Genomic DNA, 13166 nt, shown 5'->3' with positions numbered 1-13166 from the left:
CGGTGCAGACCGCCAGCCAAGGCAGCTGCCTCTTTCCGTAAACCCAAGACTTCAGAATTTAGAGAACAAGAGAGAACAGGGACCATATGTCCAGCGAATCCTCCTTCGGCCTCATGCAGATCGGCCTCGCCACCGCGGAAGACATCCGCGGCTGGTCTTACGGTGAGGTCAAGAAGCCGGAAACCATCAACTACCGCACGCTCAAGCCCGAGAAGGACGGCCTCTTCTGCGAGAAGATCTTCGGCCCGTCCAGGGACTGGGAATGCTACTGCGGCAAGTACAAGCGCGTGCGCTTCAAGGGCATCATCTGCGAGCGTTGTGGCGTTGAAGTCACTCGCGCCAAGGTGCGCCGCGAGCGCATGGGCCACATCGAGCTGGCCGCTCCCGTCACGCACATCTGGTACTTCAAGGGTGTTCCCTCCCGCTTGGGCTACCTCCTTGACCTGGCGCCGAAGGACCTTGAAAAGGTCATCTACTTCGCTGCCTACATGATCACGAGCGTCGACACCGAGAGCCGTCACGCGGAACTGCCGAACCTTCAGGTGGAGCACGACCTCGAGAAGAAGCAGCTCGTCGACAACCGCGACAGCGACATCGCCACGATCGCCCGCGACCTTGAGGACGAGCTTGCCCGCCTCGAAGGTGAAGGCGCCAAGGCTGCGGACAAGAAGAAGGCCCGCGACTCCGCGGACCGTCAGATGGCCAACGTCCGCAAGCGCGCGGATGCTGAGATCGAGCGCCTCGAGCAGGTCTGGGACCGCTTCAAGAACCTCAAGGTCGCCGACCTTGAAGGTGACGAAGGCCTGTACCGCGAACTGCGCGATCGCTACGGCATGTATTTCGAAGGCTCCATGGGTGCCGAAGCCATCAAGAAGCGTCTTGAGAACTTCGACATGCAGGCAGAGTCGGAGTCCCTCCGCGACACCATCCAGAACGGCAAGGGCCAGCGCAAGACCCGTGCCCTCAAGCGACTGAAGGTTGTCAACGCATTCCTGACCACCAACAACAGCCCGCTTGGCATGGTTCTTGACGCCGTCCCGGTGATCCCGCCGGAACTGCGCCCGATGGTCCAGCTGGACGGTGGCCGCTTCGCGACCTCCGACCTCAACGACCTCTACCGCCGTGTGATCAACCGCAACAACCGACTCAAGCGACTGCTTGACCTCGGCGCTCCGGAGATCATCGTCAACAACGAGAAGCGCATGCTTCAGGAAGCTGTTGACAGCCTCTTCGACAACGGACGTCGCGGCCGTCCCGTCACGGGTCCGGGCAACCGTCCGCTGAAGTCCCTGAGCGACATGCTCAAGGGCAAGCAGGGTCGTTTCCGCCAGAACCTGCTTGGCAAGCGCGTCGACTACTCCGGCCGTTCGGTCATCGTCGTCGGCCCGCAGCTGAAGCTGCACCAGTGTGGTCTGCCCAAGCAGATGGCCCTGGAGCTCTTCAAGCCGTTCGTGATGAAGCGACTGGTTGACCTCAACCACGCGCAGAACATCAAGTCGGCAAAGCGCATGGTCGAGCGTTACCGCCCGCAGGTCTGGGACGTGCTGGAAGAGATCATCACCGAACACCCGGTGCTGCTCAACCGTGCACCTACCCTGCACCGCCTCGGCATCCAGGCATTCGAGCCGCAGCTTGTTGAAGGCAAGGCCATCCAGCTTCACCCGCTGGTTTGTGGCGCCTTCAACGCCGACTTCGACGGCGACCAGATGGCAGTCCACCTGCCGCTGAGCCCCGAAGCGCAGGCTGAAGCCCGCATCCTGATGCTGTCCTCCAACAACATCTTGAAGCCGTCCGATGGCCGTCCGGTGACCCTGCCTTCGCAGGACATGATCATCGGTCTGTACCACCTGACCACCAAGCGCGTTGGTTCCGCCGGCGAAGGCCGGATCTTCTCCTCGGTTGCGGAAGCCATCATGGCCTACGATGCCCGCGAGCTGCACCTGAACTCCCAGGTCAAGATCCGCCTTGAGGGCTTTGTCCCTTACGCAGGCTGGGAAGCTCCGGAAGGTTGGGAGCCGGGTCAGGTCGCACTGGTCCAGACCTCCCTCGGCCAGGTTCTCTTCAACGAGACCCTGCCGGAGGACTACCCGTGGGTTGAGGCTGTTGCCGACAAGGGCGAGCTGTCCCGGATCGTCAACGACCTCGCAGAGCGCTACCCGAAGGTTGTCACGGCCGCAACGCTGGACAACCTGAAGGACGCCGGTTTCTACTGGGCAACCCGTTCGGGCGTCACCGTGGCAATCTCCGACATCGAGGTGCCCACCTCCAAGCCGGCCATCCTGGCCGGTTACGAGACCATGGCTGCCAAGATCCAGGGCCAGTACGACAAGGGCCTGATCGACGACGACGAGCGTCGCCAGGAACTGATCGAGATCTGGAACAAGGCCACCAACGAAATCGCCCAGGCGATGCGTGACAGCCTGTCCCCGATGAACACCATCAACCGCATGGTGTCCTCCGGTGCACGTGGTAACTGGATGCAGGTCCGCCAGATCGCGGGTATCCGTGGTCTTGTGGCCAACCCGAAGGGCGAGATCATCCCGCGTCCGATCAAGTCCTCGTACCGCGAGGGCCTGTCGGTGCTGGAATACTTCATCGCCACGCACGGTGCCCGTAAGGGTCTGGCCGACACCGCGCTGCGTACCGCCAACTCGGGTTACCTGACCCGTCGTCTCGTGGACGTTTCGCAGGACGTCATCGTCCGTGAAGAGGATTGCGGTACCGAGCGTGGTCTCATGACCGCAATCGCCGTGCCGGACTCCAACGGTGAGCTCGTCCTGGACGAGAACGTCGAGAACAGCGCCTACGCACGTACCCTCGCCGTCGACGTCGTCGACTCCAAGGGTGCGGTGCTGGCAGCTGCCGGCACCGACTGCGGCGACGTCGTCATTGCCGAGCTGCTCGCAGCCGGCATCACCGAGGTCAAGGTCCGTTCTGTGCTCACGTGTGAGTCCAAGGTCGGTACCTGTGCGCTCTGCTACGGCCGTTCGCTGGCTACAGGCAAGACCGTGGACATCGGAGAGGCCGTCGGCATCATCGCCGCACAGTCCATCGGTGAACCCGGTACCCAGCTGACCATGCGTACGTTCCACACCGGTGGTGCTGTTTCCGCGAGCGGTGGCGACGACATCACCCAGGGTCTGCCCCGTATCCAGGAGCTCTTCGAAGCCCGTACTCCGAAGGGTGTTGCACCGATTGCTGAAGCAGCCGGGCGCATCGCCATCGAAGAGTCCGAGCGCCAGATGCGCCTCATCATCACCCCGGACGATGGTTCCGAGGAGATCGCCTACCCGGTGCTGCGCCGTTCCCGCCTCCTCATCGAGGATGGCGAGCACGTCAGCGTCGGCCAGAAGCTGATCAACGGTCCTGTGGACCCGAAGCAGGTTCTGCGCATCATGGGTCCGCGTGCCGCCCAGAAGTTCCTGGTGGACGAGGTCCAGGGCGTTTACCGCAGCCAGGGCATCGGCATCCACGACAAGCACGTGGAAGTCATCGTCCGTCAGATGCTGCGCCGCGTGACCGTCATCGAATCCGGCGACTCCGATCTGCTTCCGGGCGAGCTCGCTGAGCGCAGCCGCTTCGAAGACGAGAACCGTCGCGTGGTGTCCGAAGGCCGTACCCCGGCTTCCGGCCGTCCGGAACTGATGGGTATCACGAAGGCATCTCTGGCAACCGAGTCCTGGCTGTCGGCCGCTTCCTTCCAGGAGACCACCCGCGTTCTGACGCAGGCGGCCATGGAAGGCAAGAGCGACCCGCTGCTTGGCCTCAAGGAGAACGTCATCATCGGTAAGCTCATCCCGGCCGGTACGGGCCTGCCCCGTTACACCGAGGTCACCGTGGAGCCGACTGAAGAAGCAAAGGCAAGCCTGTTCACGGGCCCCAGCGCCTTCACCGACTTCTCGTATGACGCCTTGGGAGGCGACGGAGCTCCCGAGTTCCACGCCATCCCGCTGGATGACTACGATCTCGGCAACGACTTCCGCTGAGAAGTCTTCAAGTCAAGGTAAGGACCCCGTACTCAGTGAGTGCGGGGTCCTTCCCGTTAAGTGCCCGACGACGGCGGGCGGCACCCGCCGTCGTGGTTCACCCCTTTACACCCGATTAAGGCCTCAGATCAAGCCATGCTAGAATTTTGGTAATTGTTCTGTGTGGCAGTGGATGAAGGCCGCCGCAGCATCATTTCGGTTTTGTTCTCATGATGTTTCGGTGGTGCCTGTTTCCGGGTTGCGGGCTACGTGCGCAACGAATGCCGCACTTTTGCACGCCCACCGGTCTTCGGACCAGGGCCGCATGGACAACGCCAAAGCTCTCACGCAAACACAGGCCAACGCCTGGGCGCGGAGCAGAGATCAACCAACGGAGAACACGAAAGTGCCTACGATTAACCAGCTGGTCCGCAAGGGCCGCACGCCGAAGGTCTCAAAGACCAAGGCTCCCGCGCTTAAGGGCAGCCCGATGCGCCGCGGTGTTTGCACCCGCGTTTACACGACCACCCCGAAGAAGCCGAACTCGGCTCTCCGTAAGGTTGCACGTGTCCGCCTCAACGGTGGCGTTGAAGTTACCGCCTACATCCCCGGTGTTGGCCACAACCTCCAGGAGCACTCCATCGTGCTGGTCCGTGGTGGTCGTGTGAAGGACCTTCCGGGTGTCCGTTACAAGATCGTCCGTGGTGCCCTCGATACCCAGGGTGTCAAGAACCGCAAGCAGGCCCGCAGCCGCTACGGCGCAAAGATGGAGAAGAAGTAATATGCCTCGCAAGGGTCCGGCCCCGAAGCGGCCGCTAGTTTCCGATCCCGTTTACGGTTCCCCGTTGGTCACGCAGCTGATCAACAAGGTTCTGATCGACGGCAAGAAGTCCACCGCAGAGCGCATCGTTTACGGCGCACTCGAAGGTGCACGCGCCAAGTCCGGTGGCGACCCCGTCGCCGCCCTCAAGAAGGCCATGGACAACGTCAAGCCTTCCCTTGAGGTCCGCTCCCGCCGTGTCGGTGGCGCAACCTACCAGGTTCCCGTTGAGGTCAAGCCGGGCCGCTCCACCGCCCTCGCTCTCCGTTGGCTGGTTGGCTACTCCAAGGCCCGCCGCGAGAAAACGATGACCGAGCGCCTCCAGAACGAAATCCTGGATGCGTCCAACGGTCTCGGTGCCGCTGTGAAGCGTCGCGAAGACACCCACAAGATGGCCGAGTCGAACAAGGCCTTCGCACACTACCGCTGGTAAAACTTCCCGTACGCCGCCGGCTCCCTGAGCTGGCGGCGAACGTGTAGTCCATCCGAAAGGGAGACACCGTGGCACAGGACGTGCTTACCGACCTTAGCAAGGTCCGCAACATCGGCATCATGGCCCACATCGATGCCGGCAAGACCACCACCACCGAGCGCATCCTGTTCTACACGGGTGTGAACCACAAGATCGGCGAAACGCACGACGGCGCTTCGACGACCGACTGGATGGAACAGGAAAAGGAACGCGGCATCACCATCACGTCTGCCGCCGTGACCTGCTTCTGGGACAAGAACCAGATCAACATCATCGACACCCCGGGCCACGTGGACTTCACGGTTGAGGTCGAGCGCTCGCTGCGCGTCCTCGACGGCGCCGTTGCTGTCTTCGACGGCAAAGAAGGCGTTGAGCCGCAGTCCGAGACTGTTTGGCGCCAGGCCGACAAGTACAACGTGCCGCGTATCTGCTTCGTCAACAAGATGGACAAGCTCGGCGCTGACTTCTACTTCACCGTAGACACCATCATCAGCCGCCTCGGCGCCAAGCCGCTGGTCCTCCAGCTGCCGATCGGTGCAGAGAACGACTTCATCGGCGTTGTGGATCTCCTTGAGATGCGCGCCCTGGTGTGGCCGGGCGATGCCAAGGGTGACGTCACCATGGGTGCCAAGTACGAGGTCCAGGAGATCCCCGCTGATCTCCAGGCCAAGGCTGAAGAGTACCGTGCACAGCTCGTTGAGACTGTTGCCGAGGCTTCCGAAGAACTCATGGAGAAGTACCTCGAGGGTGAAGAACTCACTGTCGAGGAGCTCAAGGCCGGCATCCGCAAGATGACCATCAACTCTGAGCTCTACCCGGTTCTCTGTGGCTCTGCCTTCAAGAACCGCGGCGTACAGCCGATGCTGGATGCTGTTGTTGACTTCCTGCCGAACCCGCTCGACGTCCCGCCCATGATCGGTCACGACCCGCGCGACGAAGAGAAGGAGCTCACCCGCAAGCCTTCTGCCGAAGAGCCGTTCTCGGCTCTGGCGTTCAAGATTGCCGCGCACCCGTTCTTCGGCCAGCTCACCTTCATCCGCGTGTACTCCGGTCACGTGGAAGCGGGCGCACAGGTGGTCAACTCCACCAAGGGCAAGAAGGAGCGCATCGGCAAGCTGTTCCAGATGCACGCCAACAAGGAAATGCCTGTTGAAGGCGCTACCGCTGGCCACATCTACGCAGCGATCGGTCTGAAGGACACCACCACGGGCGACACCCTGTGCGACGCGAACAACCAGATCGTCCTCGAGTCCATGAGCTTCCCGGAGCCCGTGATCTCGGTTGCTATCGAGCCGAACACCAAGGGTGACCAGGAGAAGCTCTCCACGGCCATCCAGAAGCTCTCCGCTGAGGACCCGACCTTCCAGGTCTCCCTCAACGAGGACACCGGTCAGACCATCATCGCCGGCATGGGCGAGCTCCACCTGGACATCCTGGTGGACCGCATGCGCCGCGAATTCAAGGTCGAGGCAAACGTCGGCAAGCCGCAGGTTGCTTACCGCGAAACCATCAAGCGCGCTGTAGAGCGTCACGACTACACGCACAAGAAGCAGACCGGTGGTTCGGGTCAGTTCGCAAAGATCCAGATCGCCATCGAGCCGATGGACACCGCCGACGGCGAGCTCTACGCGTTCGAGAACAAGGTCACCGGTGGCCGCGTGCCCCGCGAGTACATCCCGTCCGTTGACGCGGGCATCCAGGATGCACTCAACGACGGCGTTTTGGCCGGCTACCCGGTTGTGGGCATCAAGGCCACGCTGATTGACGGCGCGTACCACGATGTTGACTCCTCGGAAATGGCGTTCAAGATCGCCGGCCGTATGGCTTTCAAGGAAGCCGCACGCAAGGCGAACCCGGTTCTGCTCGAACCGCTGATGGATGTTGAGGTCCGCACCCCTGAGGAATACATGGGTGAAGTAATCGGTGACCTGAACTCCCGCCGTGGCCAGATGCAGTCCATGGAAGATGCCGCCGGCGTCAAGGTGATCCGCGCGCACGTTCCGCTGTCCGGCATGTTCGGCTACATCGGTGACCTGCGCTCGAAGACCCAGGGCCGTGCCGTGTACTCCATGACGTTCAACAGCTACGCCGAGGTCCCGAAGGCAGTTGCCGACGAGATCATCCAGAAGAACCGCGGCGAGTAATCACCGACGGATAAACCAGGATGTTGGCCCGTTCCGGGAAAGCATTCAGCGCAGGTGCCGGGCTGTAGCCCAGGCAGCAGTCCGGTCCCTGTGCGAACAGACTCCAGGTCCCAATAGTGGTCCCTGAATCTGCAATTTCACCAAATCCAAAGCCCCCAAGTAGACTTGCTGGAGTTTCTGCCGCGAAAAGCGCGGCCGAGGAGCAACTCACTTGAAATCGTTCTAGGAGGAACCTGTGGCAAAGGCAAAGTTCGAGCGGACTAAGCCGCACGTCAACATCGGCACCATTGGTCACGTTGACCACGGTAAGACGACGCTGACTGCCGCCATTTCCAAGGTGCTGTACGACAAGTACCCCACTCTCAACGAGCAGCGCGACTTCGCGTCGATTGACTCTGCTCCGGAAGAGCGCCAGCGTGGTATTACCATCAACATCTCCCACGTTGAGTACCAGACCGAGAAGCGCCACTACGCACACGTAGACGCTCCGGGTCACGCTGACTACATCAAGAACATGATCACCGGTGCTGCACAGATGGACGGTGCGATCCTCGTGGTTGCCGCCACTGACGGCCCGATGGCTCAGACCCGCGAGCACGTTCTGCTTGCCCGCCAGGTTGGTGTTCCCTACCTGCTGGTCGCGCTGAACAAGTCCGACATGGTCGACGACGAAGAGCTTCTCGACCTCGTTGAAATGGAAGTTCGCGAGCTGCTCAGCGCTCAGGGCTTCGATGGCGACGACGCTCCGGTTGTACGCGTTTCCGGCCTCAAGGCACTCGAAGGCGACCCGGTTTGGGTCAAGTCCGTCGAGGACCTCATGGAAGCTGTCGACAACTCGGTTCCGGACCCCGTTCGTGACCGCGACAAGCCGTTCCTGATGCCGATCGAAGACGTCTTCACGATCACCGGTCGTGGCACCGTTGTTACGGGTCGCGCCGAGCGCGGTACCCTCGCGATCAACTCGGAAGTTGAAATCGTTGGTATCCGTCCGGTCCAGAAGACCACCGTTACCGGTATCGAGATGTTCCACAAGCAGCTCGACGAAGCATGGGCCGGCGAGAACTGTGGCCTCCTGCTCCGCGGTCTGAAGCGCGACGACGTCGAGCGTGGCCAGGTTGTCGTCAAGCCGGGTTCCATCACCCCGCACACCGACTTCGAGGCCAACGTCTACATCCTTTCCAAGGACGAAGGCGGACGTCACAACCCGTTCTACTCGAACTACCGCCCGCAGTTCTACTTCCGTACCACGGACGTAACCGGCGTTATCACCCTGCCGGAAGGCACGGAAATGGTTATGCCTGGCGACAACACTGAGATGACCGTTGAGCTCATCCAGCCGATCGCTATGGAAGAGGGCCTCGGCTTCGCAATCCGTGAAGGTGGCCGCACCGTTGGTTCGGGACGTGTCACCAAGATCCTCAAGTAGTTTCTACTTGTAGATCGGTGGAGGACCGGCCGCCCGGCGACCGGTAGCAAACCAAAGAAGAACCCCGTCACTATCGTGGCGGGGTTCTTCTTTGCTATGGTTTATCTATCGAATGGATTAATGGCGAAGGGTGGATCCGTGCCTTTGCGAATCCAAAGCCCGTGCGGCTTCGTCGCCCCTGGACAGGAGAGCAGGAATGTCTGGCTTCTTTGGCACCATCCTCGTACTGTTTGTCGTCTTCGTCACCGCTTTGGTGGCATACTCCTCAGGGAAATCGAAAGGACGATCGCTTGCCGCAAGGGCCGCCCAACGGCTTGCTGACGATTCTGTCCGGCAGTATCGCTCAGGCTATCTGGCCGGCCACCTGGCAGGATGGCGCGACGCCGAGGCTCACCGCGGGGGTGCCCCCGCGAAGGAAGGGGATTTCCGCCCGCCAGGCGCGGAACGCGGTCAAACGTTCGCGCCTGCTCCCGTCCAGACGGTCCCGGTCCGGACTACTCCGGTTCAAACCACCCCAGCCCAGGCCGCCCCGGGTTGGCCCGTTCCAGTTAAGCCCGGGCCATTCCCCATCCAGTCGCTGCCAGCCCAGGTCCCGCCGGAGATGCTGCGGGAGGAGCAAGCGGCCCGGAAACAGCAACGGGATCGGCAGAACATCAACATCACGCTGTATGTGGCGAGCCTTCTACTGGTCGCCGCGTCGGCACTGTTCATTGGCACCAGCCTCCCGTCTGTCCTCCGCTTTGCCGGCGTCTGGACCATCACTGCTGCCTTCTACGCGGGGGGTTTCGTCCTCCACGCGAGGGCTCCCAGGCTGCGGCCCGCCGCGGTCGCCTTTGCGGGAACGGGCCTTGCTTTGATCCCCGTCACGGGTTTGGCGATGTACAATTTCGCGTTGCACAACGGCCCGGCCGCCTGGCTGGTCACGTCCATCGTTGGGACAGCGGCCTATGTTGTCGCCGCGGTGCGACTCGACAACAGGGTTCTCGCCTTCCTGTCATTGAGCTTTGTGGTCTCCGCGGCCTGGTCCGGCGTATCCATGCTGGGCGGCGTCCTTGTCTGGTATTTCGCTTCCCTGATCGGGTTCGCCGCGGTCCTGACCGTGACGGCCATGCGTAGACCGCGCTGGCTTCCGCCGGTCTATGTCCGGCCTTTGATGTCCCTGCACCCTTATGTCGTACCGTTCGTCGCACTTGCCGCCAGCTTCGTGCCCCAACATCTGGGGAAGGGTGAGTACGCCATGATCATGATGGCGTGTGGACTGTATTTCGCCGTGATGGCGGCCATTCCCCAGGGCGTGTTCCGGCTCCCACAGTTCTATGCGGCGAGGCTCTCATTCACCGTGGCTTTCCTCGTGGCCCTGTCCGACGCCGGGCTTCGGCTGCCGGAAGTGCTGCTGGCCGCGGCCGTTCTCTTGGCACTGCAGTCGCTGTGGTCGGCATTCGACAGCCGCCGGCTCGTCCGTTGGTTCCCGGTACCGGGCACACCTCAGGCGATCCGGCGCTGCTGGATCGATGCCGTGGTGTGCTTCGGCCTTCAATTGGCCGCAGCGTTCATGGCGGCCTTCACCATCCTGGTCCGGCATTCCGAGACGCCCTTGTGGATCCCGTTGTTCGCGACCCTCCTGTGCAGTCTGGTCCTGGCATGGAAGCTCGGAGGGCAGGCCGAGTGGCTCCCTGTGACAGCCATTGTGGTGGCTGCGCCGTTTGCCGATGAGCTGGGCGGTTGGCCGACGGCGGCCCTATTGGCTATCGCCGGCGCGTTCTGGCTGTTGCGGGCAAGCAGGCCAACGGAGCCCAAGCGCAGGGTCTTTGTCTTGGCGGGGCGGATTGCGCTCACTCTCAGCGTCCCGGCAGTGACAGCGGGGATATTGCCGGAGAATCCCGACCGCATTGCCGCCGTCGTCCTGGCGTTTCTTGCCGCAGCGACGTTCCAGCTGCTGGTGGAAGCCGCGATGATCCGTTCCGGCGTCAGGACCTTCGCGCCGACCGCCTGCCTCGCAGCCTTTGCCGGTGCCGGCATGGCAGGGATGCCTTTGGTTGTGTTGTTCGAGCAAGCGCCGGGTCAGCCCTTGACAGTGTCGGCCGTCGTGATTCATGTCCTTGCTGTCGCGTTGCTTGGCTGGACGCTGTTCCCGAAAGCCTTGAGAGCTACCTTGCGCGGAAGGGTGGTCGAGTTCCTCGCGCCGGCAGCCCTTGCCTGGGCGGGGGCGTTGTCCTTCGGGGCGGTGTCCGTGGCGTTGGGAAACGTTGTGTTGCTCGTTGGCGTGGTCTACTTCACCGTTCAGGCGCTCCGCCTTCCCCGCACCCTGCACCGCCGCAGCTATTGGTGGGCCGCCCGTACGCTCGTCACCCTCCTCGCCGGCACGGCCTATCTGCAGTTGCTCCGGGACGGAGGCGGCCTGGTGGTGGCGGGGGAGAGGCTTCAGCTTGCCACCGTGGTCTTCGTGGCATTGGCACTCCAACTGATTCCGCCGTTTGCCGAGGCGTTGCGCGGCCCTGATCGAGGTCTCGCTGCACTCGACGCTGCAGTGGTGCTGCCCTTCATGGCCGGCGCCGCCCTCGTCGTGAGCATCTCCGACACCTCCTTCGACAATCCCTTGGCTGGAAGCTGGCAGGCGGTCGCGATCTCAATCATCATGGCGGTGTCGGCTGTGGCGGCGGGGTTCATGCTTCGCTCGGAGGGCGCGTCCGCGGTCTTCGCGCCTGCGACGTTGGCGCTCTTGCTATGGCTTCGCGATGCGCACATTCACGAAGTCGAGGCGTTGCTTGCCATCTTCGCCGTATTCGGCGCAGTCATGGTGGCCGCGGCTTCCGGGCGCACAGCGAAGGGCTTTTACTTCATCGCCGCCAGGTTTCTCACGGCCACCGTTGCCGCGGTTTTTGCCCATGACCTGTCGGCGTCCGCCACGGTGGTGTCGCTGACTTTCGCGGGCGTCCTGGTGCTGCAGCACATCATCCGTTGGCTCATGCGGAACCGATTGCAGCAGATTCCCTTCCAACAGGCAGCAGTGTGGGTGACGCTCAGCGCGCAGGCCGTGCTGCCGGCGACGTACCTTTCGTCTGTGGTTGAGCCGGAAGCCCACGACGGCGGCCGCTGGGTCCTGTTGCTTGAGTTGGCCGTGTTACTGGTTTCCGCCGTTGTCGCGAACCGCATCTTCACCGCCCGAGGCGCTGTGTATTTCACCATTCCGGCGTCGATCGCGGCGGTGGCGGCAGCCGGACCCGAGGTGTCCTTCCCTTCCGGGACGTGGCTTGCCGCACCCCTCCTCGGCGAGTTGGCGGTGCCCCTGGTGCTGCTCGCGATGTCACTTTTGGTGACTGTTGTGAGGCTACTCGTCCGGCCGGTAAGCGGCGTCCCTGAACGTTGGTTCTGGCTGGTGGCGGCGCTGGCTTTCACCGGCGCCGGTGGGGCGCTGTCAGCGGACGTGTCGGACATCGCCACGGGAATGGCGGGACTGGTATTGGCCATAGTGTGCTTCGCGGCCTCGCATGTCGAGGGAATGCCCGGCTTCTATCCTCTTGCCTCCGCCGCGAGCCTCGTCGGGGCTACAGTCTTCGCCTCTTCTGTCTTGGAAAGGGCTCCGATCGTTGGGCAGGCCGGGGCTCAATGGGAGGATTTCCTCCCGTGGCTCCTGGGCTGCGCAGGATCGGCCGCTGTTCTCTGCGCTGTCCGGTGGTCCCGGATTCCGGGGGTGGGGTCGCAGCCTGTGCGCAAGTTGTCGCTCGCAGTAGCGGCAGGAGGGGGATTTGCCCTGGCCGCAGCTGCAGGCCTACTGCACGATGACACCGCTCTGGCAGGAACTTGCCTGCTCGGCGCCGCCGTGGCCGTGGCCTACCTCGAGGCACCCCGGGCCATCAGATTCGCTGTCGCCGAGCTGGGTGCGGTGCTGGTGCTTGCCGCTGCTCAGCGGGCGGTCCTTTTCGTCCATGGAGCCAGGCCAGAGCTCTTTTGGGTGGTGCAGTGGTTCGCGGTCCTCGGTGCCGTTTTGGCAGGGGTGCGCTATTACGTAGGGGAAAATCTGGAGGGGCGTATCAGGTTGGGCCTCGCCTCAGGCTTGTTGTCGCTCGGGGGCCTCCTCTCGATAGTGCCAGGCAGCGTCTTCACTGGCACTGTGCCACAGCAACTATGGGTCCTCGTCGGATATGCCGTGTTACTGCTTGCCGGACTGGTCCTCGCCGAGCGCATGTTCGTGTGGTGGGGTGCCGCGGGCGTTGCCCTCAGTGTTATGTGGGCCCTTCGTTCCTATGCCTTCGCGATGCTCGCCGTGATCGCCTTGGCGTTGATCGTCCTTGCCGTCTGGCGCCTCAACAGGACCGCGCCCTGATAGCGTTGCCTCAAA

At 62.7% G+C, this 13166-nt stretch carries 6 protein-coding genes; all 6 read left to right on the top strand.

From position 1 onward, the window contains the following. Positions 1 to 86 precede the first annotated feature (86 nt). The 6 genes from ABEA18_RS07520 (at position 87) to ABEA18_RS07495 (ending at position 13151) form a co-directional block, all read left to right on the top strand. A complete protein-coding gene (locus ABEA18_RS07520) occupies positions 87 to 3986 on the top strand; it encodes a DNA-directed RNA polymerase subunit beta' (RefSeq protein ID WP_236812283.1) in 3900 nt (1299 codons plus the stop codon). Between the two features lie 385 nt (positions 3987 to 4371). Next, the gene (gene rpsL / locus ABEA18_RS07515; RefSeq protein ID WP_009358312.1) at positions 4372 to 4746 is read left to right on the top strand and encodes a 30S ribosomal protein S12; all 375 of its coding nucleotides are present in this window, start codon (positions 4372 to 4374) and stop codon (positions 4744 to 4746) included. Position 4747: 1 nt separating this feature from the next. Then, positions 4748 to 5218 carry a 30S ribosomal protein S7 gene (gene rpsG, locus ABEA18_RS07510; protein WP_059387355.1) on the top strand — a complete coding sequence of 157 codons (471 nt, stop codon included), beginning with the start codon at positions 4748 to 4750 and terminating at the stop codon, positions 5216 to 5218. A 68-nt stretch (positions 5219 to 5286) separates the two neighbouring features. Further along, complete coding sequence (gene fusA / locus ABEA18_RS07505; RefSeq protein WP_345448636.1) at positions 5287 to 7401, top strand: elongation factor G; 2115 nt, start codon at positions 5287 to 5289, stop codon at positions 7399 to 7401. A gap of 235 nt (positions 7402 to 7636) precedes the next feature. Then, complete coding sequence (gene tuf / locus ABEA18_RS07500; RefSeq protein WP_028265109.1) at positions 7637 to 8827, top strand: elongation factor Tu; 1191 nt, start codon at positions 7637 to 7639, stop codon at positions 8825 to 8827. A gap of 196 nt (positions 8828 to 9023) precedes the next feature. Next, the gene (locus tag ABEA18_RS07495) at positions 9024 to 13151 is read left to right on the top strand and encodes a hypothetical protein (protein WP_345448635.1); all 4128 of its coding nucleotides are present in this window, start codon (positions 9024 to 9026) and stop codon (positions 13149 to 13151) included. Positions 13152 to 13166 lie beyond the last annotated feature (15 nt).

This window comes from Arthrobacter gyeryongensis, from assembly GCF_039543785.1.
Taxonomy (GTDB): domain Bacteria; phylum Actinomycetota; class Actinomycetes; order Actinomycetales; family Micrococcaceae; genus Arthrobacter; species Arthrobacter gyeryongensis.
This window is presented reverse-complemented; position numbering and strand designations above follow the sequence as displayed.

Excerpts from the sequence above, each read along its gene's own strand:
- ABEA18_RS07520 (WP_236812283.1), top strand. The coding sequence starts at position 87 with ATGTCCAGCGAATCCTCCTTCGGCCTCATGCAGATCGGCCTCGCCACC.
- ABEA18_RS07495 (WP_345448635.1), top strand. The coding sequence starts at position 9,024 with ATGTCTGGCTTCTTTGGCACCATCCTCGTACTGTTTGTCGTCTTCGTC.
- rpsG (WP_059387355.1), top strand. The coding sequence starts at position 4,748 with ATGCCTCGCAAGGGTCCGGCCCCGAAGCGGCCGCTAGTTTCCGATCCC.